Source organism: Nocardioides sp. CPCC 206347, assembly GCF_048654605.1.
Lineage (GTDB): Bacteria > Actinomycetota > Actinomycetes > Propionibacteriales > Nocardioidaceae > Nocardioides.
Genome location: NZ_JBMCYZ010000004.1, coordinates 203,201 through 227,816, shown reverse-complemented (window position 1 = coordinate 227,816; position 24,616 = coordinate 203,201). Strand labels below are relative to the sequence as shown.

Genomic DNA, 24,616 nt, shown 5'->3' with positions numbered 1-24,616 from the left:
CCGCGGGCGGCCTCGCACCTCAACCACCGGGCTCGAAGCGGTAGCCCATGCCCGGTTCGTTGCGGAAGTGCACCGGCCTGGCCGGGTCGGCTTCCAGCTTGCGCCGCAGCTGCGCCATGTAGAGCCGCAGGTTGCCGTGGGCGGTCTCGTAGCCCGGTCCCCAGACCTCGGTGAGGAGCCGGCCCTGGCTCATCAGCCGCCCGGGGTTGCGGACCAGGACGGTGAGCAGGTGCCACTCGGTCGGCGTGAGCCGGACCTCCTCGCCGTCGACGGTGGCGCGCGTGGCGCCGAGGTCCACCCGCACGGCACCGAACTCGACGACGTCGTCGCCGGCCTCGACCGGCGCGCTGCGCCGGAGCATCACCCGCAGCCGCGCGAGCAGCTCGTCCATCCCGAACGGCTTGGTGACGTAGTCATCGGCACCCGCGTCGAGGGCGTCGACCTTGTCGGCGCTGTCGCTGCGCCCGGACAGGACCAGGATCGGGACGGCCGATCGTTCCCGGAGCCGGGTGATCACGTCGACGCCGTCGAGGTCGGGCAGCCCGAGGTCGAGTACGACGACGTCGGGCTGGGCCGCGTCGGCGACCGCCAATGCCTCGGCGCCGTCGCCGGCCGTGACCACCTCCCAGCCGCGGGCGCGCAGGTGGATGCCGAGGGCGCGGACGATCTGTGGTTCGTCGTCGACGACCAGCACCTTGCTCACGGCCCCACCTCCTGCGAGACCGGCAGGGTCAGCGCCATCGTCAGCCCGCCACCGGGCGTCTCCCGCGGCAGCAGGGTCCCGCCCATCGCCTCGGTGAGTCCGCGGGCCAGGGCGAGCCCGAGGCCGATGCCCGTGGTGGTGTCGGTGTCGCCCAGTCGCTGGAAGGGCAGGAAGATCCGTTCCTCGTCGGTCGCGGCGATGCCGGGCCCGTGGTCGATCACGAGCAGCTCGATGCCCGCGCCCATCACAGCGGCGCTGACCAGCGCCGGCCGGCCGGGCGGCGAGAAGCGCTGGCTGTTGGCGACGAGGTTGACCAGCACCCGCTCCAGCAGGCCCGCGTCGGCGAGGACGTCCGGCAGGTCGTCGGGTACGTCGAGCAGTACTCCCCGCGGCGCCACACCGAGGTCGTCCAGCGCCCGCGCCAGCACGTCACCGAGGGCGACGGGGCGCAGGTGGACGGGCATCGCGCCCACCTGCAGGCGGCTCATGTCGAGCAGGTTCTCCACCAGGCCGGTCAGCCGGTCCAGCGAGCGATCGGCCGTCGCGAGCAGCTCGTCGCGGTCCTCGGCAGGCAGCACGAGCCCGGGACTGCGCAGGCCCGACACGGACGCCTTCGCCGCGGCCAGCGGGGTCCGCAGGTCGTGGCCGACGGCAGCGAGCAACGCCGTACGGAGCCGGTCGGCGGCCTCGATCTCGGCGGCCGCGGCGGCCGCCTTCGCCCGACGCGCAGCCAGGTCGACCACCCACGCCACCATCACGGCCACGACGACGAACGCCACCAGGGCCACCACGTTGTTCCCGTCCCTGACGGCGAACTCGTGGAAGGGCGCGGTGAAGAAGAAGTTCAGCACTGTCGCGCAGAGGAACGCGGCGACGAGGGCGGGCACCAGCCCACCGACCAGCGCCGACGCCACCACCACGACCAGGAACAGCGCGACGTCGCTGGCGAGGTTCAACCGGTCCCGCAACGGCACCAGGACCGGGAGCAGCAGCAGGGGAGCGACGACCGCCACGACCAGGCCGGTACGACGGCGCGGCCGACTCAGGCTCGTGCTCATCCCCACCTCCTGACCTGCGCGCCGGTCGTCGTACCGACGGACGGTGCTCATTGTGCTCCCGACACCAGCACGGCCACGCCGGCGTACAGGGCGAGGCGCAGCAGGTCGGCCGGCAGGAAGGTGAGCAGGCCGAAGTCGTTGATGGCGAAGCCGGTCGCGAACGCCCACGCGGAGACCCCGACGCCGACGGCGAACCCCAGGGGGAGCACCACGCACCAGGCCGTCGCTACCGCGAGGAGCACCACGACGCCGTACCAACCGTGGAGCGAGAGCGCCACGCACAGGCCGGTTGTCACGAACAACGAGCCGCCGGCCATGCCGAAGCGGACCTCGGGTCGACCGAGGGGAGTCGCGGTACGCAGGGTCTGCTGCTGCATGCCTCCAGTGAAGGCGGCCTCTCCGCGGAAACCCCGCGTCCTGACAACATCCTGACGCGCCGCCCTGTTAGGGGTCCGTTAGGGCACGGGGAAACGGGCTCCGGCAGGAGTTGCATGGATCCGTGTCCACCTCCACCACGCCGTCCGTGACCGTCGAACCGACGGCCGGGCCGGCTCCCGCGAGCGCCGACGAGCACACCCGCCCCTGGTGGCAGGTGATGTGCCTGACCGGCGTCGACTACTTCTCCACCCTGGGCTACCAGCCGGGCATCGCGTTCCTCGCGGCCGGACTGCTCAGCCCGCTGGCGACGATCATCCTGGTCCTGCTCACCCTGTTCGGCGCGCTGCCGGTCTATCGCCGCGTCGCGCAGGAGAGCCCGCACGGGCAGGGCTCCATCGCGATGCTCGAGCGACTGCTGCCGCGCTGGCGCGGCAAGATCTTCGTGCTCGTCCTGCTCGGCTTCGCGATGACCGACTTCATCATCACCATCACCCTGTCCGCCGCCGACGCGAGCGCGCACGTCGTGGAGAACCCCCACGTCCCCGGGTTCCTGCACGGCCAGGAGCTGTGGATCACGCTGGGCCTGATCGCCCTGCTGGGCGGGGTGTTCCTCCGTGGCTTCAAGGAGGCCGTCGGGGTCGCGGTCGTCCTCGTCCTGACCTACCTGTTGCTCAACGCCGTCGTCATCGGAGTCAGCGCGGTGCACGTGATCCAGAACGGCCACGTCGTCACCGACTGGTCGACCTCGCTGACCGCCGAGCACGGCAACATCGCGCTGATGATCGCGGTGTCGCTGACGCTGTTCCCGAAGCTGGCGCTCGGCCTGTCCGGGTTCGAGACGGGTGTCGCCGTGATGGGCCACGTCCGAGGTGCCCCCGGCGACGACCCGGTCCGGCCCGTCGTACGCATCCGCAACACGAAGCGGCTGCTGACCGCGGCGGCGCTGATCATGAGCGTCTACCTGATCGCGTCCAGCCTGGTCACGACCCTGTTGATCCCCACCGAGGCCTTCGAGGACGGCGGCGAGGCGAACGGCCGCGCCCTGGCGTTCCTGGCCCACGAGTACCTCGGCAACACCTTCGGCACGGCGTACGACGTCTCGACCATCCTGATCCTGTGGTTCGCCGGCGCATCGGCGATGGCTGCGATGCTGGCCCTGATCCCGCGCTACCTGCCGCGCTACGGCATGGCGCCGGAATGGGCCGGCGCGGTGAAGCCGCTCGTCTGCGTGCTCACCGCGACCGCCTTCCTGATCACCTGGATCTTCGACGCGGACGTCGACGCGCAGGGCGGCGCCTACGCCACCGGCGTGCTGGTGCTGATCACCTCGGCGAGCGTCGCGGTGGCGCTGGCCGCGCGCAAGGCACGCCAGCGTGGCTGGACGATCGGCTTCACCCTGATCGCGATCGTGTTCACCTACACGACCCTCGACAACATCTACGAGCGTCCCGACGGCGTGAAGATCGGTGGCTGCTTCATCGCGGCGATCATCGCGGTCTCCCTGCTCTCGCGGCTGACCCGTTCGCTGGAGCTCCGCACCACCGAGATCGAGTACGACGCCAAGGCGGACGCCTTCATCCGCGACTGCGCCCGTCGTACCCTCCGGCTGGTCGCCCACGACCCGGAGCACCGCGACGCCGGTGCCTATCGCGCGAAGGTGCGCCAGATCGTCGACTCGCACGACCTGCAGAACGGCGGCGACCTGGTCTTCGTGGAGGTCGTGGTCGAGGACTACTCCGACTTCGAGAGCCGGATCGCGGTCGAGGGTTCCGTCGTGCACGGCGAGTTCCGGGTGCTCCGGGTGCACGCGGCGACCATCCCGAACGCACTCGCCGCGCTGCTGCTCGACCTGCGCGACCGCAGCGGTGTCCGTCCGCACATGTACTTCGAGTGGACCGAGGGCAGCCCGATCGCGCAGCTGGGCAGGTTCCTGCTGTTCGGCACGGGCGAGGTGGCCCCGCTGACGCGCGAGGTGGTCCGGCGGGCCGAGAAGGATCCGAAGAGGCGCCCGCACGTCCACGCCGGGTGAGGTCTCGAGACGGGCCGTGAGACGGCCCTCCTCGACCAACGGCCTCTCGAGACCCGTTACTCACCAGTCACCCCTAGCCGGATGTCGGCGGGCCGTTCTAGCGTCGAAGCATGACGGCTTCCTTCACGCTCGACATCGACGTCGCCCGCCCCGAACCACCGCTGGCGGGTGACGAGACGGCCACCCTGCTGGGCTCGCTCGAGCGCCAGCGCCTCACGTTCGCGTGGAAGTGTGGCGACCTGGCTGACGAGGAGCTCGGGCTCACCCTCGGCAGGTCGACGATGACGCTCGGGGGGCTCCTCAAGCACCTCGCGCTGGTCGAGGACGAGGTGTTCACCCGGGCGCTGCTGGGTCGGCCGCTGCCGGCCCCGTGGGACGGCGTCGATTGGGAGCGGGACTCCGACTGGGAGTGGCGCACCGCGGCCGACGACGGTGCCGAGTCGCTCTACGCGCTCTGGCAGTCGTCGGTCCGCCGCTCGCGGGCCGCGGTCGCGAAGGCGATGCGCAGCGACGGGCTCGACCACCCGGCCGACGCGTTCGTGCACGGCGGACACCCGAGCCTGCGCCGGCTCGTCGTCGACATGATCGAGGAGTACGCCCGCCACGTCGGCCACGCCGACCTCCTGCGGGAGTCGATCGACGGACTGACCGGCGAGGACCCGCCCGGCGAGGTCACCACCTATCCGCGTCTGGACGGCTGAGATGGCCCACGCCTACGAACGCCTCACGGCCGACGAGTTCACGGTCGCCGACGGGGTCGAGGACTGGCGTGTCCAGGGCGTCGAGGCCCGCGCGGTCTTCGCCACCGGCACCTTCGTCACCGGCCTGGCCCTGGTCAACGAGATCGGGCGGCTGGCCGAGGAGGCCAACCACCACCCCGACCTGACCCTCACCTACCCGAAGGTCGGCGTCAGCCTCTCCACCCACGACACCGGCACCCTCACCACCGCCGACCGCGACCTGGCCCAGGCGATCTCCGCCGCTGCGCGCGCTCTCGGGGTCGCCGCCGAGCCGGATGCCGAGGCCTGAGGACGTCTCGAGACGGTCGCAGGGCGATCTCCTCGACCTGCGGTGACGGGCGGGACCTGTGGCGAAGAACGCGCTGGCCAGAACCGGTTGTTCTCGCCCGAACTGTGTCACCGTGTAGAAGAATCATCAACGCCGATGGGGGTTTCCGCCTCGCGGTGACAGGGGGGAAGCCGTGGTCGACGGACTGATGGGGATGGCCGAGGTGCCCGCTCCGGTGCTGTACGACGACGCGCCGTCGTCGTACGAACGCTTCGGGGTGAACTGGGTCCACCGGGTGCTCCACCTCGATCGCATCCTGACGACGGTCGACCAGGTGCTGGGTGACCAGCTCGCGCTCGGGCCGATCGGTGCCGGTCCGGGGCGCGCCTTCGCGAGCATCAGCTTCGTCGGCACGTTCCACCCGACCACCGGCCACGAGATCCCTGCCGAGCTGCTGACCTATGCGATCAACCTGCCGATCACCGTGGTCTTCGACCTCGACCTGCCGATGGACCGGTTGACCTTCAACGGCGAGGTCGTCATCCCGCTCGTGCTGGTGGTGCACACCGAGGAGCCGCTGCGGCTGCGCCTCGAGATCCGGACGCCGACCGAGGAGCAGATCCAGCTCCAGCTCCACACCGACACGCGTCGGGGGTCGGTGATCCGCAAGATCGCCGGCATCGACGGTGAGCTCCGACGCTTCGTGCTGAAGGTCATCGATACCGAGCTCAACAAGTCCTACGTGCAGAAGGCGATGAACCTCGACATGGAGGAGCTGATCGCCGAGGCGTGGCCTGCGCTCACGCAGCAGTTCCTGCCGCGGGGACCCGAGGACCGGCGGATCTGACCGTCCGGACCGCGGGCTGGCTCGCACGGCGGGCCGGGGCAGCGATCATGTCGCGCAGGCCGCCGACCGTCATGGCGATGAGCGGGATCCACACCGGGATCAGCATGAACGCGTAGATCGGCAGCACCTGCAGCAGGTCCTTCATGGTCGCCTCCGTGGGATCGGGTTCTCGATGTCCCCGAGTCTGGGCGCGCGCCGGCACGGAGTCGTCGGCGTGCGCCGACGAAGTCGTGGGACTCCTTTGGACTCCGGATACAACCCGTCGTGAGGCCCGATCAGGTCGTCGGAGAGAGCACGGCGTCGCCCAGCCAGTGACAGGCCAGGAGCGCCAGGTGCAGCTCCAGCGGCGCCTCGTCCAGGCTCCGGCCGCGGAGCTCGACGGCCTTCTCCACCCGGTAGCGCACGGTGTTCTTGTGCAGGTGCAGCAGCTCGGCGGTGGCGAGGTAGCTGCCGCCCGAGTCGAGGAACACCAGCAGGGTGTCGCGCAGCCGGGTGGCGCCGCCGTCGGCCGAGGCCAGTCCACCGAGAACGTCGGTCACCAGCCGCCGGCTGCCCCCGAGGTCGGCGGCCAGCAGGGTCGCCGCGCGCAGCCCGTTGGCGGAGTACGACGTCACGCGCTGCCCGCGCTCACCGGCCAGCCGGGCGACGTACGCAGCGGCCATGGCCTGGTCGTGCGTGGCCCGGAACCCGGCCACGCCGGAGGCCGGGGCACCGAGGGAGACGCGGACCGGACCGGCCGCGCCGACCACGCTGTCGGGGAGCTCCGGAGGCGTCGTGGAGGTGCCCATCGGGAACCACGCCCAGGTCGTCGACCGGTCGCGCGGGGCCACGAACGGAGCGCCGACCGCGCCGATCTCCTGGGCGATCGTGCCGGCCAGCCGTTCGAGGTCGCCGAGCACGTCGGTGGCCGCGTCCACCGCCCAGAGCACGGCGCCCACGTGGTGCTGGCGCATCCGGTGGCCGAGGGTCGTCTCGGCGGTCACGGCATCGATCGGCTCGCCCGCGAGCAGCTGCTCGAGCAGCTGGGTGCGCACGGTGTTCTGGTGGGCGAGCCACTTCTTGCGCTCGGTCTCGTAGGCCGCGATGACCTGCTCGGTGATCTGGTCGATGTAGTGGAAGGTGACGTCGATCATCTCCCGGATCGCGCGGTAGGCGACGTCGGGATCCTTCTCCTTGCCGCGGATCTCCTCGAACGCCCAGTCGGAGATCCACTGCTGGCCGAGCCGGTACGCCCGCACCAGGGCCGTCGAGTTCACCCCGCGCTGGGCCAGGCGTCGGGAGTACTCGCGAGCGGCGACCGGGACCGTCGCGTCCTCGACGTCGAGGTCGTGCTGGAGCAGGTGGGCAACGGTCTCGAGGTTGGCGTCGACGCTGCTGCGCAGCAGGTCCTCGAGGACGGGGTCGCTCTTCAGCTCGGGGATGTGGGCGAGGAGGCCCGCGTGCAGCCGGTCGGTGAGTGCCGGCAGCTGGCCGGCCATGCTCGTCCCGAGAGCCGCCACCCGGTCGTTCCACGCACGGTCGAAGGCGGCGGTGGCATCCCCCGCAGCGCTCATCCCGACCTCACGGACACATTGTGCTCCCGATCCAGTGACCGACGCCACACGCCGTCCCTAGAGTCGCATCATGCCCTTGCTCCGAGCGGTTCTCCCCGACGTCGACCCGGTCGTCCACGCCACGCTGCCGTTGCGCGAGCGGATCCGGATCGCGGCGACCTTCTGGGCCGACAACGGCTTCGGCACCCCCCGCTACGTCCACCTCGTCTACATCCTCAAGGTCACCGTCTGGTACTCCCTCGGCGGCCTGCTGATCATCTCCGCGACCAGCGATCTCGGTGGCCTCGGCAACATCGACCAGTGGTGGAAGGAGCCGGTCGTCTACCAGAAGGCGGTCGCCTGGACGGTGCTGATGGAGGTGGTCGGGTTCGGCGGCGCCTGGGGCCCGCTCTGCGCGCACTTCAAGCCGTTCACCGGCGGCGCACGCTACTGGCTGCGGCCCGGCACGATCCGGGTCGCCCCGTGGCGCTGGGTCCCCGGGACCGCCGGCGACAGCCGCACCCTCGTCGACATCGCCCTGTACGCCGCCCTGCTGGTGTCGCTCGCCACCGCCGTCGTGTGGCAGGGCGACCGGGTGCCGGCCGCGCTGGCAGCCGGGGCCGCCGTACTCCTGGTCGTGAACGGGCTGCGCGACTCGATCGTGTTCCTGGCCGCGCGGGGCGAGCAGTACCTCCCGGCCCTGGTCTTCACCGCGATTCTCGACGGCGCCGACCTCGTCATCGCCGCGAAGGTGCTGATCGTGACGGTGTGGATCGGCGCCGGCTTCTCGAAGTTCGGGCTGCACTTCGCCAACGTGATCCCGCCGATGGTGTCGAACGCCCCGTTCGTGCCGGGCACGTTCGCGCGACGCCTGCACTACAAGGACGCCCCCGACGACCTGCGTCCCTCGAAGCTCTCCTGGGGACTGGCGCACTTCGGCGGCACCTGCGTGGAGATCCTGACGCCGCTGGTCCTGCTGTTCTCCACGAACGAGACGGTCACCCTGCTCGCGGTGGGCGTGATGGTGAGCTTCCACCTCTTCATCACGATGACGTTCCCGCTGGCCGTGCCGCTGGAGTGGAACGTGCTGTTCGCCTTCCTGGCGGTGTTCCTGTTCTGGGGTCACCACGCGAGTGACGGCTACGCCCTGAGCGACTTCAGCGAGCCGTGGTTGCTCGCCCTGATCGCCGCGGCCTTGCTGACCTGCCCGGTCATCGGGAACCTGCGGCCGGACAAGGTCTCGTTCCTGCCGTCGATGCGGCAGTACGCCGGCAACTGGGCCTCGGCCGTGTGGGCGTTCTCCCCGGGCGCCGAGGAGAAGATGTCGAGGCTCGACCTCCCGGCACCCCCGATGACCGACCAGCTGATGGCGCTGCTGAAGTACGACCGCCCGACCGCCGAGCAGTGCATGTCCTTGATCGCCGGCTGGCGCTCGCTGCACAGCCAGGGCCGCGGCCTGTTCAGCGTCCTGATCGACCGGTACGACGACATCGACCAGCGAACGGTGCGCGAAGGCGAGTTCATGTCCAACTGGGTCCGTGGCTGGAACTTCGGTGACGGGCACCTGCACGATGAACGGATGATCGCCGCCATCCAGGCCCGCGTCGGGTTCGAGCCCGGCGAGCTGATCGTGGTGTTCGTCGAGTCGCAGCCGGTCCACAAGCGGGTCCAGGAGTACCGCGTCATCGACGCCGCCCTGGGCGTCATCGAGCGCGGGACCTGGCGGGTGGCCGACGCGGTCGCCCAGCAGCCGTGGCTGCCGGACGGCCCGATCCCGCTCGAGGTGACCTGGCGCGCGGAGGCCGCCAGCGGAGTGACCAGCGAAGTGACCACGTGACCTCAGCCGTCGTCGTCGGCAGCGGCCCGAACGGGCTGGCTGCTGCCCTGACCCTGGCGGCCGCCGGCGTCCGGGTGCGGATCATCGAGGCCGCCGACGTGCTCGGTGGCGGCGTCCGGTCGGCCGAGCTCACGCTGCCCGGCCTGGTCCACGACGAGTGCTCGGCGTTCCACCCCTTCGCGCTCGGCTCCTCGTTCGGCCGCGACTTCGACCTCGCGGGCGCCGGCCTGACCTGGCTCTGGGCCCCGGCGGAACTGGCGCACCCGCTCTCCGGGTCCGAAGGTGCCGTCCTGCTGCGCTCCGTGGCCGAGACCGCCGCGGGCCTCGGCGGCGACGGCGACCGGTGGCAACGGACGTTCGGCCCACTGGCCGAGCGGTTCGGCACCATCAGTGGCGAGTTCCTGCAGCCGATGCTGCACGTGCCGAAGCACCCGCTCCACCTGGCCCGCTTCGGCGCCTTCTCCGCACCGCCGGCCACCCTGCTCGGCCGCCGCTTCCGGGAGGATCCCGCGCGGGCGTTGTTCGGGGGCGTGGCGGCCCACGCCTTCAACCGGCTGGACCGTCCGCTGTCGTCGGCCATCGGTGTCGCGCTCACCACCGCCGCCCATGCGTTCGGCTGGCCTGTCGCGGAGGGTGGCTCGTCCGCGATCCGTGACGCCATCTTGCGCAGGTGCGAGGAGTACGACGTCACGACGGAGACCGGCCGCACCGTCACGGCCTACGACGAGATCACCGACGCGGACCTCGTGCTGCTCGACACCACCCCGGGCGCCGCGCTGCAGATCCTCGGAGACCGGGTGCCCGGACGGGTGCGCCGCGGCTTCCGCCGGTTCCGCCACGGTCCCGGCGCCTTCAAGGTCGACTTCGCCGTCGCCGAAGGCGTTCCGTGGTCCTACGAGCCGGCCCGTCGTGCCGGCACCGTCCACCTCGGGGGCCGCTTCGAGGAGACCGTCGCCGCCGAGCGGTCCGTCGCCCGGGGCGTGCTGCCCGAACGTCCCTTCGTCCTGGTCGGCCAGCAGTGGCTCGCCGATCCGTCCCGTTCCGTCGGCGACACCCACCCCCTCTACTCCTACGCCCACGTCCCCGCGGGCTACGACGGACCCGACGACGTGGTGACCGAGGCGATCATCGCCCGCATCGAGGAGCACGCCCCGGGCTTCCGTGACCGGATCCTGGCCACCCACGTCCGCTCGGCAGCGGGCATGGCGCAGCACAACGCCAACTACGTCGGCGGCGACATCACCACGGGCGCCAACGACGCGCGACAGCTCGTCTTCCGGCCGCGGGCCGGCCTGTCGCCGTACTCCACCGGGGTGGAGGGGGTCTATCTCTGCTCCGCCGCCACCCCGCCCGGCGCGGGCGCCCACGGCATGTGCGGGCACCTCGCAGCCCGCAAGGCGCTGGCCGACCTGGGGCGCTGAGACACAAATCACTCGCACGCACAGTTAAATCTGCGCAATCCCTACAAATTCAGGACATGGTCCCGGTCAGGCTCACCTACGTTGTGTCCGGGACTGGTTGCGGGGGGCGCAACCAGAGGGTGGAGTTCTCGGACGGCCGCGCAGGGACGCGTGGGCCAGCCACTCCGCGTCGCGTTCTTCCGAACCGATTCCTGGTTGTTGTACGACGAGGTCGCGAACCAACGCGCCCGAAAACGTGGGGATACACGATGCTTGATTCTTCGCGCCCTTTGCGGCGCCCGCTCATGCGTGGAGGCCGGTTCGCGCTGGTCGTACCGACCGCGCTCCTGGCCATCACGGCGATGGTCTCGCCCAGCTTCGCTGACGACGTGACGCCCGGTGACGGGGGCGAGACGCCTGCCGTGACCGAGACGCCCGTTCCGTCGGCCGAGCCCGACCCGACCCCCGAGGTCGACCCGGCTCCCGAAGCCGAGGCACCCGAGCCGAAGTCGGAGCCCAAGCCCGACGCCAAGTCCGAGCCGAAGGCCGCCCCGGCGCCCACGGCGGGTGCTGCGTTCAGCGACGCCGCCCAGGCCAAGGTGTCGCTGCGGGTCCAGGCGGCCGCCAAGGACGACGAGCCGGACAACAAGAAGGTCGTCGTCTGCAAGTACGTCGGCACCCCTCCGGGCGTTCCGCACCACGTCATCGTGGTCAGCAAGAACGCCGCGCTCGCTGCCGGATGGACCGAGGGGCAGTTCCCGGGCCCGTTCGCCGACGCGCACGACTCGGTTGCCATTCGCTGGGCGGTCGGCAACGAGCAGCCGGGCGACGAGGAGCTGGGCAGCTGCCCGCTCGCGGAGGAAGCCCTCCCCGAGATCCCGGTCAACGACCCCTGTGGTCCTGACAACGCCGCGTACGGCGCGGTGCCGACCGGCAACTACACGATCGTGCGCAACCTGGACGGCTCGATCACGCTGAAGGCCGACCCCGGCTACGAGTTCCCGGGCGGCACGGACGAGAACGTCTACCCGGCACCGACCGACGAGAACGTTCCCTGTGAGCCCGTCCTCATCGACGCACCCACGGTTCCCTCAAGTGACCCGTGCGGACCCGACAACGTCGCCTACGGCGAGGTTCCGGCCGGCGACTACGACGTGGCGCTCAACGACGACGGCAGCATCACGCTGACCGCCCACGAGGGCTCGACGTTCGCCGACGGCCCGACCCACACGTACCCCGCCCTGGTCGACAACGGCGTGGTCTGCGCCGAGGGCGAGGACGAGGACAAGGTCGTCGTCTGCAAGTACGTCGGCCCGCCCCCCGGCGTTCCGGACCACATCATCGTGGTGAGCAAGGCCTCCGCGCTCAACCAGGGTTGGGTCGAGGGCCAGTTCCCGGGACCGTTCGCCGACGCGCAGGACTCGGTTGCCATCCGCTGGGCGATCGGCAACGAGCAGCCCGGTGACGAAGAGCTGGTCAACTGCCCGACCGAGGAAGAGCCGTCGGAGATCGACGTGCCCGAGGTACCGGTCAACGACCCGTGTGACACCGGGAACGCGTCGTACGGCGAGGTGCCGCTCGGTGACTACGTCATCACCTACAACCAGGACGGCAGCATCACGCTGGAGGCCCACGAGGGCTTCCACTTCCCGGGTGACGCGACGATGCACACCTACCCGGTGCTGGTCGAGGAGAACACCGAGGCCTGCCCGGTGGTCGACGACACCCGCGTCGTGCTGTGCACCTACCCGGACGTCGCACGGGCTTCCGACGTGCTCGGCACGGTCGTGATCCTCGACCTGGCCGACCTGGTCGCCCACGGCTTCGCGGGTCTCTTCCCGTACGAGTACAGCGACGCCGGTGCCACGTGGACGGCGATCCGCTTCGCCTCGGAGGGCGAGGTGGCCGAGGACATCGAAGGCGTCCTGTGTGGCGTCGCTGGTGAGGTCGAGGAGCAGCCGGGGACCGAGGTTCCCGGTGAGGTCGGTGGCATCGTCGAAGCCGCCGAGCTCCCGAACACCGGTGGCCCGTCGGGCTTCCTGGTGCCGCTCGGCGCCGGGCTGGTCCTGGCGGGTGCAGCCCTGGTGCTCGCACGTCGTCGCGAGACCGCCTGACCTGAGGCAACCGGTCTGACCGGATGATCGCCCCGTCGCAGCCCTGCTGCGGCGGGGTGATCGGGTTTTTGGTGACCGGTTTGCCGGTTTCGCTGGTTTCGGGCCCCGCGGGACTATCGTTTCCGATGGTTTTGGGCAAAATCCGCCGAATTTCACGTCTCTGGCGCTAGTGACGCGCCTACCGTCGTCGGTGGGAGCTGAGCCACGAGTGGGGTTGTGGTCAGCAAGAGGGAGTGTTCGACCGTGTCCACGCAACGCTGCGCGGACGGGTCCGGGCGCTCCCTTTTCGGTATCGGGCCGTCCTGTTGTGAGTAGTAGACGGTCGCGGGGCTCCCGCGCCGACAAGGACATGGGGACATATCGAGATGACAAGCTCTTCGCGGCGCCTGCGCCGCCCACTTCCTCGCGGAGGACGGCTCGCGCTGGTCGTACCGACCGCGCTCCTGGCCATCACCGCGATGGTCTCGCCCAGCTTCGCTGACGACGTGACGCCCGATGACGGCGGCGACCCGCCTGCCGTCACCGAGACCGAGACGCCGCCGGCCGAGCCGGCGCCGGAGGCCGAGCCCAAGCCCGAGCCCAAGCCGGAGCCCAAGGACGACCCGAAGCCCGAGCCCAAGCCGGAGCCGAAGGACGACAAGTCCGACGACGAGTCCGGCGACGAGGCGAGCGAGGAGGCGAGCGAGGAGGCCACCGAGGAGGCCGAGGCGACGCCGATCGAGATCCCCGAGGACGCGGTCCCCGCGGGCAAGGCCGCCGACACCGGCGCCCGCCTCGTGGCGAAGGTGGTGGCCCTTGCAGACATCAACACCAAGAAGGTGGTCATCTGCAAGTACTCCGCGACGCCGGAGATCGGCGAGAAGGCCCAGACGGTCATCATCCGTGACACGCCGAACGACTTCCCCGACCCCGTCTCCTTCCCCTTCTTCTTCAACGACGCACAGATCGCCTCGATCGCGATCCGGCACCCGCTGGACGGCGAGAACTCCAACGAGCTCGACATCGATGCCGAGTGCCCGCCGTACGTTCCGCCGGGCCTGGTGGTTGCGCCTGACCTGACGGTCAACGACCCGTGTGGTCCGGGCAACGCCGCCTACAACCCGGTGCCGGCCGGCAACTACTCCGTCACGATCAACCCGGACGGCAGCATCCTGCTGACCGCCAACGAGGGCTACGTCTTCGAGGGCGACCTGCCCACCCACAGCTACCCGGCGCCCGTGGACTCGAACGCGCCGTGTCCTGCGACGGCTCCTGCCGAGCCGGACGTCATCGATGACTGTGGTCCGAACAACGCGTACTACACCAACGTGCCGGAGAGCACCGAGGAGTACACGGTGGTGGCCGAGCCGGCGGAGAAGCCGACGACGATCACGATCACGGCCAACGACGGTTTCGTGTTCGAGCCCGACGCACCGGTCATCTACACGGTCGAGGACTCCAACACCCCGTGTCCTGCGACGGCTCCGGACGAGCCGGCAGTGACCGATGACTGTGGTCCGGACAACGCGTACTTCACGACGGTGCCGGAGAGCACCGAGGAGTACACGGTGGTGGCCGAGCCGGCGGAGAAGCCGACGACGATCACGATCACGGCCAACCCTGGCTTCGTGTTCACCCCCGACGAGCCGGTCGTCTACACGGCGGTCGACTCGGACGAGCCGTGCATCGGTGCCGCACCTGCCGAGCCGGACGTCATCGATGACTGTGGTCCGAACAACGCGTACTACACCAACGTGCCGGAGAGCACCGAGGAGTACACGGTGGTGGCCGAGCCGGCGGAGAAGCCGACGACGATCACGATCACGGCCAACGACGGTTTCGTGTTCGAGCCCGACGCACCGGTCATCTACACGGTCGAGGACTCCAACACCCCGTGTCCTGCGACGGCTCCGGACGAGCCGGCAGTGACCGATGACTGTGGTCCGGACAACGCGTACTTCACGACGGTGCCGGAGAGCACCGAGGAGTACACGGTGGTGGCCGAGCCGGCGGAGAAGCCGACGACGATCACGATCACGGCCAATGAGGGCTTCGTCTTCACCCCCGACGCACCGGTCGTCTACACCGTCGAGGACTCCGGCGACCTCTGCGTCGTCGTCGCCCCCGAGGAGCCGGACGTCACCGATGACTGTGGTCCGGACAACGCCTACTACACGACGGTGCCGGAGAGCACCGACGAGTACACGGTGGTGGCCGAGCCCGAGGTGAACCCGACCAAGATCACGATCACTGCCACCGAGGGCAACGCGTTCGACGAGCAGGACACGCTCGTGATCGTCTACGAGGTCACCGACAGCGGAGAGGCGTGCCCGATCTACGTGGCCTGTGTCTACCCGACCGCACAGGTGGATGACGTCGCACCTCGCGTCGCGCTCTCGTTGATCCCGAAGGGTGTCCTCGCGATTGTCGACCAGGCCGAAGCGCTCCTGAACGGCTTCCTCGGAACCTTCCCGTACACCTACGCACAGGGTGCCTCGGAGGTGACGATCCTCCAGGAGCTGCCGGAAGGTGTGGACCTGAGCGCGTTCGACGCTGCGACGCTCTGCGGCGCGGTGGCGGGCATCGTCGAGGAGCCGCCGACGGTCGGTGGCATCGTCGAGCTGCCGGACACCGGCGGTCCCGCCGGCTGGCTGGTGCCGCTCGGCTCCGGGCTGGTGCTGGCAGGTGCCGCCCTGGTGCTCGCACGTCGCCGCGAGACCGTCTGAGGTGAACCAGACGGTCTGACCGGATGATCGCCCCGCCGCAGCACAGCTGCGGCGGGGCGATCGCCGTCTTGCTGGCTGGTTGGTCGGGGGAGTCGGTGCTGGTTTCCGGGTCAGCCGGCCAGCTGCCGGTCCGCGCTGGTGCTGCGCAGGCGCAGGAAGCGGAACTTGCCGTTGACCTGGCGCAGGTGGCCCAGCAGCGGGGCGCACGTCGTACACAGGAGCAGATGACTGTCGGAACGGGCGACGGAGGAACCGCACAGGGTGCCGCGGACGTACCGGCTCATTCGCTGGCGGACCCAGTCGCACTCGCTGGTGCGGGCCGGGGCGAGCTTGATCAGCTGGTCGAGGTACGCCGCCCGGAGACCCTCGCGTCCGCGATACGCCAGTGACGACAGCGCTGCCGGTCGCAGGCCGAGCAGGGCGGCCGCCTCGGCGACGGTCCGCTCTTCGACCTCGAGCAGGTGGATCACCTGCTGCCAGGCGGGCGGCAGGCTGGCCAGTGCCGCGGCGGCGAGGTCGGTGTCGAAGTCCTCGGACGTGTCCTCGCTCGGGGCCACGGCCGCCTCGAGCAACCACGGGTGGTCCGATGCGGGTTCCTCGTGTCCGCCGCGTCGCTGCAAGTCGCGGTGCCGGTTGCGCATCGTGGTGAACAGGTAGCCGTGGAAGTTGGTGGTCGGTCCCGCGCCGGAGGTGAACCGCGCGACGACCCGGGCGAAGGCGTCGGCCAGGAGGTCGTCCGCCTCGTCGAAGCCGACCAGCAGGACGGCCAGCCGGTGGGCAGCGGGCCGGTGGATCGCGTACAGCTCACCGATCGCAGAGCCGTCGCCGGTGCGCGCGCGAGTCAGGAGAGCGGTGTCGTCCGCGGACGGTTCCGGTGTCGTGATCACGATGGCCACCTCGACGGGGATTCGGATCATTCGACGGTAATCACGGCCCCGTGGGTTCCGCCGGGGAATGGAGAACTTCGCGGCCGGATCGGCGAAGTCTTTACCAATGTTTTTACAGATCACGCGTCATACGTGTCGCCGGACTTCGTCATGGAGGCGTAGGGACTTTGTCCCGGTCGCCCGCGATGCTCCCGTCTGGGCGGCGAACCTCGAGTACAGGAGAGCCTCCCTATGAGGTCAATCGGTACGGCTCGAAGGCGAATTGGGGTCGCTTTTCTGGTCGGAACCGCTGCGATGGGTATTCCGTTCATCGCTGCCGCTCCGGCGCATGCCGCAGACATCACCATCACTGAAGAGGGCTCGGTAGCGATCGAGTCATTCCCGAACACCCAGCACATCCTCGTCGACAAGTTCAATGACGAGGACGGTCTGCTGACGCTGACCAAGGTCAAGGTCGTCGCGACCGTCGACGGCGAGCTCGAGGGTGCGGTCACGAACCTGAGCGACTCCCAGGACAAGACGCTGAACGGGGACTTCGATGCGTCGATCGTCGTCAACGGCGTCGGCGTCGAGAATCTCGACGCGGCCGGAGCCGACAGCGAGACGTGGAACCTCGCGCCCGGCGAGACCCAGCCGATCACACTGCTGGGCACCGGTGATTCGATCGAGGTCACGATCACCGATCCCGTCGTGCTCGAAGGCTTCGTCGGGGACGACGACCTCGACTACACGGTGGACAGTGAGATCAACGTCCACATCGACGGGCCGGCGCCGTACAAGACGACCGGTGTCGCGGAGGGTGAGGCGACCGTCAAGATCGACTACACCTACGAGGACACCTGTGTCGTCGACCCGGAGAACGAGGTCTGTTCGCCGGCCGAACCGGACTGCAGCACCGAAGGCGTCAGCGTCACGAAGATCGCGCCCGTCAAGAACGAGACCGAGCAGGTCTTCGACCTCGACGGTGGCGGCACGTTCTCGATGACGCTCCTGGCGGAGTCCAACCCGATCGGCGAGATCTTCAACTGGACCTCGACGGTCAACGTGTTCGAGATCCAGGTCAAGGGTGGTCCGGGCTTCGAGCCGTACCTGTACCCGGGCGGTTCCATGGGTGACGAGGGGTTGCACGCGCCGCTCCAGATCAGCCAGGACACGTGGCACTCGGTGAACTACATCCTGGTGTGCTCCGAACCGGTGCCGAACTGCGAGACCGACCCGGAGATGGAGGGTTGCTCGCCTCCGGACTGCCTCGAGGCTGACGCCTTCAAGATCGATCCGGTCAGCGCCGGCGACCACGCGTTGCCGGGCGGCGGAACCTTCACGATCGTCAAGCACGAGAGCGAGGAGCTCGGCGAGACCTTCGACTGGACCTCCGACGTCCCGATCTTCTGGATCAGCGTCAAGGGTGGCCCCCAGGCGATTCCGCAGCAGTTCTACGACTACCAGCCGCAAGGCGCGCTGTCGGGCGAAGGCCTGCACGCTCCGGACAACCCGAACAGCGGCAAGTACTACGGGCTGAGCCACCTCACGGTGTGCGCGGGCGACTCCGAGCCGACCTGCGAGGACGACCCGACCATGGAGGGCTGTGACGAGCCCACGTGCGAGGACGACCCGACCATGGAAGGTTGCGACCCCGCCTCCAACCAGTGTGTGCAGGACGAAGGATTCAAGATCGACCCGGTGACCGAGGGCGACCATGGAGTCTTCACGATCACCGACATCTACAACACCGATGCAGGACAGGTCTTCGACTGGACGTCGACGGTGCCGATCCTTGCGATCACGGTGAAGGGTGGTCCGGTCGACAACGACCCGCAGTTCTACTCCTACGCACCCGACGGTGCCACGAGCGGGACGGGGCTGCACGCGATCCTCAACCCGAACAGCGGCAAGTGGTACGGCCTCAGCCACCTGTGCGTGGAGCCGGACGAAGCCGAGGGCCCCGCTGGCCTCACCGCGAAGACCCCGGGTGAGGACCAGAAGAAGTCCAAGGAACAGCCGGCGGCCAAGGTCGACCCGGTCCCCGCGCCGAAGAAGGACGAGGGCGAAGGGGATGTCGACCCGGAGCCCGAGCCGGAACCCGCACCCGAGCCCGAGCCACAGGTGGAGGAGACGCCGCCACCGCCGCCTGAACCCGCCCCGGCGCCCGAGCCCGAGCCCACCCCCGAGCCGGCTGCAGGCGACGCGCCTGCGGGCGAGTAGAGGGAGGCGATGATCATGCGAGGAGCATTGATGACCAAGCGGACACTGCGGATCGCGGCGGCCACGGCAGCAGCATCGGTCACGGTCTTGACCATGGGGGTGGCGCCGGCATCAGCAGTCACCGGCGAAACCCAGACCGTGACCTTCGACCTGGGAGACCTCGACGCGTCGGGGACGGGACAGATCGAGCAGTTCGATCCCGCCCTCGGCGAGTTGACCTCCGTGAAGATCGAGGCCGAGGTGACGATGGACTTCGCGGTCTGCGTCACCAACCTCAGCGAGGCAGCGGCGTCGGTCAACAGCGGCAACGTCTCGGGCGCAGCGCCCCTGACGTTCGCCGGTGATGTCATCGCCCAGACCTCGGGTGCCATGGCGGTGCCCGCGGTCGAGCTTCCGCCCAACGAGGGAAGCGACGGGTGCTCGGCATGGCTGGAGGCGGGCGCTGATCCGAACACTCCACCGGCAGGTGCGAACAGCAGCCTGACGGCAGGGTCGGACAGCGACACGTTCTCGACCACCATCACCGACGAGGCCGCGCTGGCGCCGTACACGGGGACGGGCACGGTGGGCTTCGACTACACGGCCTCCTCCGCGTCCGACCTGGCCCAGCCGTCCGAGTGGACGCTGGTGTTCCTGGCCTCGGGAGCAGGTGAGGTCAACGTGACCTACACCTATGACGAAGGGGACGTCGGTGGGATCGTCGACAACGACGGTGACCTCCCCAACACGGGTGGTCCTGACGGATGGCTCGTTCCTGTCGGTGCCGGCTTGGTACTCGCCGGTGCCGCATTGGTCATGGTGAGGCGTCCCCACTCCGCCTGACCATGGTCGGGTGGTCCTCTCCGGACGAAGGTCTGGGAGCAGTGAGGGGCATCTGACGAACCCGGTTACCCGGGTGTTCGCCCCGCCGCAGGAGCTCTTGCGGCGGGGCGAACGACATTTCAGTCGTTCGTCTCCGTGGGGACCTCGACCGCGCGCACCGCGGCGATGACCTGCTCGAGTGCGGGTGCGGGGAGGGCGCCGGCCTGGGAGAAGACCAGCGTCCCCTTCTTGAACGCCATCAGCGTGGGGATCGACGACACCCGGGCCGCCGAGGCGAGCTGCTGCTCCTCCTCGGTGTTGACCGACCCGAAGACCAGGTCGCCGTGCTGCTCCGCCGCGGACTCGTAGATGGGCGCGAAGTTGCGACACGGGCCGCACCACGACGCCCAGAAGTCAACGAAGACGATCTCGTTGTCGAGCACGGTCTGCTCGAAGTTGCCGGACGTCAGGTCGATGGTGGACATGTCTCGTCAACGCGTCACGTGGTCAGAGTGTTCCGGATACTGAGGGGACCGCCGGATCCACCGCTCGACCACTGGGGACACCGGATCACGCCCACCGAGCGGCGGCGAGGCGGCGAGTGGTGGATCGGTCGGGACTCAGGCCGACGGCTGCATCAGGTTCAGGTCGGCGGGGCCGGAGACGCCGGGGACGGAGCCGTGGTCGTCGTACTGCCAGATGTCCCAGGGGCGCCGCGGTGCCCGGTCCCCGATCCGGCGGACCCACTGCGGGTGGTCGGCGAGGTCGGCGGCGAAGCCGAAGCGCTTCTCGAAGTCGGGGTACAGGTAGACCACCGTCCTGGTGTCGTACTCCTTGTCGACGGCAGCGAGGAACTCGCGCACCTCGGCGAGCAGGGTGGCGCGCGCGGGCGGGTTCGTGCAGCTCCCGACGAGCTCGAGGTCCACGGCAGGGGCGAGGGCCTCCGCGCCACCGTCACCGAGGACGTCGATGAAGTGGGCTGCCTGGGCGGCACCGTCCGTGCAGAGCTGGAAGTAGTGGTAGCCGGCGACCGCGATGCCGTACTTGCCCGCGCTCCTGCGGTGGGCGGCGAAGCGCGGGTCGACGAAGCCGGTGCCCTCGGTGGCCTTGAGGTAGGCGAAGGAGATCCCGTGGTCGGCCACCTTCGCCCAGTCGATCGGGCCCTGGTGGTGGGAGGCGTCGATGCCCTGTCGCGGCGAGAGGTCGCCGCCGACCTCCGCCTCGGACTCGGTCGCCGAGGCGGTGGCCGAAGAGCCGGCCGGGCTGGGGGTCGAGGTGGGGGAGGTGGCTGTGCTGGAGGTCGCGGTCGTCGGTTCGCCCGGGCCGGAGGACGAGGCGGGATCGCTGGTGTCGCCACATCCTGTCAGCAGCCCGGCCACGACCAGCCCGGCCACGACCAGTGCCACGGCACTCCGGTGATTCATGGCGCCCAGCCAACCACGTGCTCAGATGGAGGGATGAGACTCCTCGTCCTCGGTGGTACCCGGTTCCTGTCCTACGCGGTCGCGGCGGACGCCGTACGACGGGGACACGAGGTGGTGTGCGCCAACCGCGGCCAGTCGGGCAGCGTCCCGCCCGGCGTCACGCAGGTGCGCTGGGACCGGGCGGAACCGGCGCCCGCCGCGCTGGCCGACGCCGGCTTCGACGCGGTGATCGACATCGCCCGCCAGCCCTCCCACGTGCGGCACGCGCTCGACGCGGTCGCCGACGCGCACTGGGTCTACGTCTCCTCGATCTCGGTGTACGCCGACGACGCCGACCCGTCCGGTCCCGGGGTCGGCCCGCTGAAGACCCCCATCGCCGATGACGTCGACCTCGCCACGGATCCCGAGGCGTACGGCGGCCTCAAGGTCACCTGCGAACAGCTGGTCCTGGGTGCCGCGTCCTCGGCGGCGGTCGTCCGTCCCGGACTGATCGTCGGCCCCGGTGACCCGACCGGGCGGTTCAGCTACTGGGCCCGCCGGTCCGTGGCGACGGGCGAGGTCCTCGGGCCCGGCGACCCGGCCGACCTGGTCCAGGTGATCGATGTCCGCGACCTCGCGGCCTGGCTGGTGGACCTCGCCGACCGTCGTACGCCCGGCACCTTCGACGCCATCGGGCCGGCGGTCCCGTTCGCGGACCTGCTGCGCGAGGCACTCCCCGACGCCACGGTCGTGTGGGTGGACCAGGAGTTCCTCAGCGAGCAGGGCGTGCAGCCGTGGGCCGGCCCGGAGAGCATCCCGCTCTGGCTCCCCCGTCCCGAGTACGACGGCATGCTGGCCCACGACGCAGCGCCGGCCGTTGCCGCGGGGCTGGTGCTCCGTCCCGTCAAGGACACGACCAGCGACACGCGGGCCTGGCTCGAGTCGGATCCGGCGGCCCGCATCGACGGGATCACGACCGAGCGGGAGGCCGAGCTGCTGGCCGCCTGGAAGGACCGCTGACCCAGCCTGCGCAACAGGCGACTAGCCTCGCCCGGTGCTCCGCATCGCCACCGCCAACATCAACGGAATCCGGGCCGCGCACCGCCGTGGCTTCGACGACTGGATGGCGACCCGCGGCTGCGACGTCATCACTCTCCAGGAGGTGCGCTGCCCCGTCGAGGCGTTGCCCGACGGGGCGTTCGGTGACTTCCACGCCGCGTACGACGCGGGGACGATCCCCGGGCGAAACGGGGTGGCCGTGCTCACCCGGACTCCGCCCGCGGCGGTGCGCACGTGGGCGGCGCCGGACCTCGCGCAGCCGCTGCCACGAGCGCTGCGTCCCCATGCGCTGGAGGGCCGCTACATCGAGGTGGACCTCGCCGACCACCCGATCACGGTGGCCAGCCTCTACCTTCCGAAGGGTGGGTTGCCGGTGCACCTGCAGGACCCGAAGCGGATGCGGGAGGCGCCGGACGGCGGAGCGAAGTACGAGCGGAAGATGGCCTTCCTCGCCGGGTTCGCGCGGCACCTGACGACCGCCCGCCGTGCCGCAGCATCCGCCGGACGGGAGTTCCTCCTGACCGGCGACCTCAATGTCGCGCACGACCGCCAGGACGTCGCGAACTGGCGGCGCAGCAACCAGGTCGAGGGCTTCCTCCCCGAGGAGCGGGCCTGGCTGGACAGCCAGCTGACACCGCGCACCCTGGTCGACGTGGTGCGCCGCCTGCATCCTGACGTGGACGGTCCGTACTCGTGGTGGAGCTGGCTCGGCCGCGCGTACGAGAAGGACGCCGGGTGGCGCATCGACTACCACCTCGCGACACCCGCACTGGCGCGCTCGGCCCGCAGCGCGGTGGTCGACCGCGACCACCGCGGCACCAGGCTCAGCGACCACGCACCGGTCGTCGTCGACTACGACGTCAGCTGAAGTCGCCCTCGGCCGCGACCGGCACGACGGCGATCGCTAGCAGGGGGAGCAGGCCGGCGAGGGCGAACGTGGCGCCGTACCCCCAGACCGTGATGGACAGGCCGGCCACGGGAGGGACCGCGGCGGCGGCGATGTGCTGGGCGGTGTTCTGCATGCCCAGGGCGCGGCCGGACCAGAACGGGCCGGCCCGCTCGGCGACCGCGGTGAAGGCGAGGCCGTTGTCGGCGACGGTGATGGCGGAGGCGACGACGAGCAGGACGACGGCGAGCGCCGTCACCCACGTCGATCCGTCGGGGCCCGCCTGGCCGGCCGCCAGCCCGAGCAACGCCATCGTCACGGCAGCGAGCAGTGCGACCGACCGCATCGGCCGCATCCGGCTGCCGACGACGTCGGACACCCAGCCGGCGCCGATCCGGGCGGCGGCGCCCGCGACCTGGGTTCCGGCGATGACGAGCCCGGCGAGGCCGGGGGACCAGTCGAGGTCCTCGACGAGCCAGGTCAGGCCGAAGGTCCACACGAGGAACTGCGGGACGACCAGCAGCACCGAGGCGCCGTGGATGCGGGCGAGGAAGGAGTCGGTGCGATACGGGTTCGCCAGGCTGCCCGCGACGACCGACGGGCGGGGCGGGTCGATCACGACCAACGCAACGAGGAGGGCGCCCAGGGCGACGGCGCCGGTCGGCACCCACAGCGCCGGGCCGATGCCGTGTGCGTGGGCGATGACGGCGACGGTGCCGGCTGCGAGGCCGACACCGAGGGGCTGGCCGGTCTGCCGGATCCCCATCGCGAAGCCGCGCCTCTCTGGCGGGAACCACCCCACGACCACACGGCCGGAGGCGGAGTTGGTGGCTGCGGCGCCGATGCCGGCCAGGGCCAGGGCGGCCGCCATCGGCCACGGACCGCCGGCCATGGTGGCCAGTGCACCGCCGGCGGCGGCTACGAGCAGGCCGCTGAGCAACGCGAACCGCTCACCGTGGCGGTCGACGACCATGCCCCAGAGCACGAGGGTGAGCATCATCCCGGCCATCGATGCGGACGCGACGAGACCGGCCTCGGCCAGGCTCATGCCGTGCCCGCCCTCGGAGACCGGACGGTGCAGCTCGGGGATCAGGAATGCCGGCGCGACGACCATGGCCGCCGACGCCGCCTGCGACCCGGTGCCGACCGCGAGCATCGCCCAGCGACGAGCGATGCTGATCTGCTCGGGGGCGGCGGTCGAGGTCACGGGTCCAGTGAACGCCCGGGCGTCCCCGCGACGCACATCGTTCCGCCCGACCCGGGCTGTGAGATCGGTCTCCCCCTAGACTCCGGGCGTGAAGAAGCTCGCCATCGCCACTGTCCTTGCCTGTTGCGTCAGCCTCTCCGGATGCGGCGGTGACGACGAACCCGCCAAGTCCGACGACAAGGCGTCCGAGACCCGGGACCAGACGCTCACCAAGGCCGAGCTGATCGAGCAGGGCGACGCGATCTGCAAGGCGAGCAACGAGAAGATCGACGCGGCCGACGACCGGTTCATCGACCCGGAGAACCCGACCGAGGCGGAGTTCCGGGCGGCGGTCAACGACACGCTCGTCCCCGAGGTCAAGGGCCAGGTCGAGGACCTGCGCGCGCTGAAGGCGCCGGCCGAGGACGCGGCCACGATCAACGAGATGCTCGACTCCATCGAGTCGGGCCTTGTCGAGGTCGAGGCGGACCCGCTCGCCATCCTCCAGGGCGACCCGTTCGCCGACGCCAACAAGATCGCCCAGGACTACGGCTTCGAGGTCTGCGGCGCCAGCTGACCGG

The 24,616-nt window shown here is 70.3% G+C and carries 22 protein-coding genes; 13 read left to right on the top strand and 9 right to left on the bottom strand.

Going from position 1 to position 24,616, the window contains the following annotated elements; all coding sequences use genetic code 11:
• Positions 1 to 19 precede the first annotated feature (19 nt).
• Genes ACOACQ_RS15345 through ACOACQ_RS15335 form a run of 3 tightly spaced genes read right to left on the bottom strand, consistent with a single transcriptional unit; the run spans position 20 to position 2,138 of the window.
• Positions 20 to 703, bottom strand: coding sequence for a response regulator (locus ACOACQ_RS15345; RefSeq protein WP_420288688.1), 684 nt, complete (start codon positions 701 to 703; stop codon positions 20 to 22).
• Positions 700 to 1,761 carry a sensor histidine kinase gene (locus ACOACQ_RS15340; RefSeq protein ID WP_420288687.1) on the bottom strand — a complete coding sequence of 354 codons (1,062 nt, stop codon included), beginning with the start codon at positions 1,759 to 1,761 and terminating at the stop codon, positions 700 to 702. Before ACOACQ_RS15340 ends, ACOACQ_RS15345 begins: the two co-directional genes overlap by 4 nt.
• A 47-nt stretch (positions 1,762 to 1,808) precedes the next feature.
• Complete coding sequence (locus tag ACOACQ_RS15335; protein ID WP_420288686.1) at positions 1,809 to 2,138, bottom strand: hypothetical protein; 330 nt, start codon at positions 2,136 to 2,138, stop codon at positions 1,809 to 1,811.
• A 122-nt stretch (positions 2,139 to 2,260) separates the two neighbouring features.
• Between ACOACQ_RS15335 and ACOACQ_RS15330 the strand changes: the two genes are divergently transcribed.
• The 4 genes from ACOACQ_RS15330 to ACOACQ_RS15315 all read left to right on the top strand — a co-directional run bounded on the left by ACOACQ_RS15330 (position 2,261) and on the right by ACOACQ_RS15315 (position 6,023).
• Positions 2,261 to 4,168: an amino acid transporter gene (locus ACOACQ_RS15330; protein ID WP_420288685.1), complete on the top strand. Its 1,908-nt coding sequence runs from the start codon at positions 2,261 to 2,263 to the stop codon at positions 4,166 to 4,168.
• A 110-nt stretch (positions 4,169 to 4,278) separates the two neighbouring features.
• Positions 4,279 to 4,869, top strand: a complete 591-nt coding sequence (locus ACOACQ_RS15325; RefSeq protein ID WP_378602168.1) for a DUF664 domain-containing protein — start codon at positions 4,279 to 4,281, stop codon at positions 4,867 to 4,869.
• A 1-nt stretch (position 4,870) separates the two neighbouring features.
• Positions 4,871 to 5,197 carry a 4a-hydroxytetrahydrobiopterin dehydratase gene (locus tag ACOACQ_RS15320; RefSeq protein WP_378602165.1) on the top strand — a complete coding sequence of 109 codons (327 nt, stop codon included), beginning with the start codon at positions 4,871 to 4,873 and terminating at the stop codon, positions 5,195 to 5,197.
• Positions 5,198 to 5,369: 172 nt separating this feature from the next.
• Complete coding sequence (locus ACOACQ_RS15315) at positions 5,370 to 6,023, top strand: hypothetical protein (protein ID WP_378602163.1); 654 nt, start codon at positions 5,370 to 5,372, stop codon at positions 6,021 to 6,023.
• Here the strand turns inward: ACOACQ_RS15315 and ACOACQ_RS15310 are convergent.
• Complete coding sequence (locus ACOACQ_RS15310) at positions 5,977 to 6,168, bottom strand: hypothetical protein (protein WP_378602160.1); 192 nt, start codon at positions 6,166 to 6,168, stop codon at positions 5,977 to 5,979. The two genes, ACOACQ_RS15315 and ACOACQ_RS15310, sit on opposite strands and share 47 nt — an antisense overlap.
• Positions 6,169 to 6,298: 130 nt before the next feature.
• A complete protein-coding gene (locus ACOACQ_RS15305; RefSeq protein WP_420288684.1) occupies positions 6,299 to 7,576 on the bottom strand; it encodes a PucR family transcriptional regulator in 1,278 nt (425 codons plus the stop codon).
• Positions 7,577 to 7,646: 70 nt separating this feature from the next.
• Here ACOACQ_RS15305 and ACOACQ_RS15300 point away from each other — a divergent pair, with 70 nt between their 5' ends.
• The 4 genes from ACOACQ_RS15300 (at position 7,647) to ACOACQ_RS15285 (ending at position 15,611) form a co-directional block, all read left to right on the top strand.
• Positions 7,647 to 9,392, top strand: coding sequence for a DUF3556 domain-containing protein (locus tag ACOACQ_RS15300; protein ID WP_420288683.1), 1,746 nt, complete (start codon positions 7,647 to 7,649; stop codon positions 9,390 to 9,392).
• Positions 9,389 to 10,813, top strand: a complete 1,425-nt coding sequence (locus ACOACQ_RS15295) for a phytoene desaturase family protein (protein ID WP_420288682.1) — start codon at positions 9,389 to 9,391, stop codon at positions 10,811 to 10,813. The genes ACOACQ_RS15300 and ACOACQ_RS15295 overlap by 4 nt, the downstream gene beginning before the upstream one ends.
• A gap of 284 nt (positions 10,814 to 11,097) precedes the next feature.
• Complete coding sequence (locus tag ACOACQ_RS15290) at positions 11,098 to 12,906, top strand: LPXTG cell wall anchor domain-containing protein (protein WP_420288681.1); 1,809 nt, start codon at positions 11,098 to 11,100, stop codon at positions 12,904 to 12,906.
• A 365-nt stretch (positions 12,907 to 13,271) separates the two neighbouring features.
• Positions 13,272 to 15,611, top strand: a complete 2,340-nt coding sequence (locus ACOACQ_RS15285; protein ID WP_420288680.1) for an LPXTG cell wall anchor domain-containing protein — start codon at positions 13,272 to 13,274, stop codon at positions 15,609 to 15,611.
• A 110-nt stretch (positions 15,612 to 15,721) separates the two neighbouring features.
• On the opposite strand, the gene ACOACQ_RS15280 is transcribed toward ACOACQ_RS15285, so the two are convergent.
• Positions 15,722 to 16,528, bottom strand: coding sequence for an RNA polymerase sigma factor (locus ACOACQ_RS15280; protein ID WP_420288679.1), 807 nt, complete (start codon positions 16,526 to 16,528; stop codon positions 15,722 to 15,724).
• Between the two features lie 264 nt (positions 16,529 to 16,792).
• On the opposite strand from ACOACQ_RS15280, the gene ACOACQ_RS15275 reads away from it, so the two are divergent.
• Positions 16,793 to 18,700: a choice-of-anchor E domain-containing protein gene (locus ACOACQ_RS15275; protein ID WP_420288678.1), complete on the top strand. Its 1,908-nt coding sequence runs from the start codon at positions 16,793 to 16,795 to the stop codon at positions 18,698 to 18,700.
• 30 nt (positions 18,701 to 18,730) lie between these two features.
• Positions 18,731 to 19,522 carry a choice-of-anchor E domain-containing protein gene (locus tag ACOACQ_RS15270; RefSeq protein ID WP_420288677.1) on the top strand — a complete coding sequence of 264 codons (792 nt, stop codon included), beginning with the start codon at positions 18,731 to 18,733 and terminating at the stop codon, positions 19,520 to 19,522.
• A 119-nt stretch (positions 19,523 to 19,641) separates the two neighbouring features.
• On the opposite strand, the gene trxA is transcribed toward ACOACQ_RS15270, so the two are convergent.
• Together trxA and ACOACQ_RS15260 are read right to left on the bottom strand one after the other, a co-directional pair.
• Entirely contained in the window at positions 19,642 to 19,986 is a 345-nt protein-coding gene (trxA, locus tag ACOACQ_RS15265) for a thioredoxin (RefSeq protein ID WP_378597337.1), read from the bottom strand.
• Between the two features lie 135 nt (positions 19,987 to 20,121).
• Entirely contained in the window at positions 20,122 to 20,925 is an 804-nt protein-coding gene (locus ACOACQ_RS15260) for a glycoside hydrolase family 25 protein (protein ID WP_420288676.1), read from the bottom strand.
• A 33-nt stretch (positions 20,926 to 20,958) separates the two neighbouring features.
• Between ACOACQ_RS15260 and ACOACQ_RS15255 the strand changes: the two genes are divergently transcribed.
• Both ACOACQ_RS15255 and ACOACQ_RS15250 read left to right on the top strand, forming a co-directional pair.
• The gene (locus tag ACOACQ_RS15255; RefSeq protein WP_420288675.1) at positions 20,959 to 21,924 is read left to right on the top strand and encodes an NAD-dependent epimerase/dehydratase family protein; all 966 of its coding nucleotides are present in this window, start codon (positions 20,959 to 20,961) and stop codon (positions 21,922 to 21,924) included.
• Between the two features lie 34 nt (positions 21,925 to 21,958).
• Positions 21,959 to 22,831, top strand: a complete 873-nt coding sequence (locus ACOACQ_RS15250) for an exodeoxyribonuclease III (RefSeq protein ID WP_420288674.1) — start codon at positions 21,959 to 21,961, stop codon at positions 22,829 to 22,831.
• Here the strand turns inward: ACOACQ_RS15250 and ACOACQ_RS15245 are convergent.
• Positions 22,824 to 24,056, bottom strand: a complete 1,233-nt coding sequence (locus tag ACOACQ_RS15245; protein WP_378597341.1) for an MFS transporter — start codon at positions 24,054 to 24,056, stop codon at positions 22,824 to 22,826. The genes ACOACQ_RS15250 and ACOACQ_RS15245 overlap by 8 nt on opposite strands.
• Before the next feature lie 88 nt (positions 24,057 to 24,144).
• Here ACOACQ_RS15245 and ACOACQ_RS15240 point away from each other — a divergent pair, with 88 nt between their 5' ends.
• Entirely contained in the window at positions 24,145 to 24,612 is a 468-nt protein-coding gene (locus ACOACQ_RS15240) for a hypothetical protein (protein WP_420288673.1), read from the top strand.
• Positions 24,613 to 24,616: the final 4 nt, after the last annotated feature.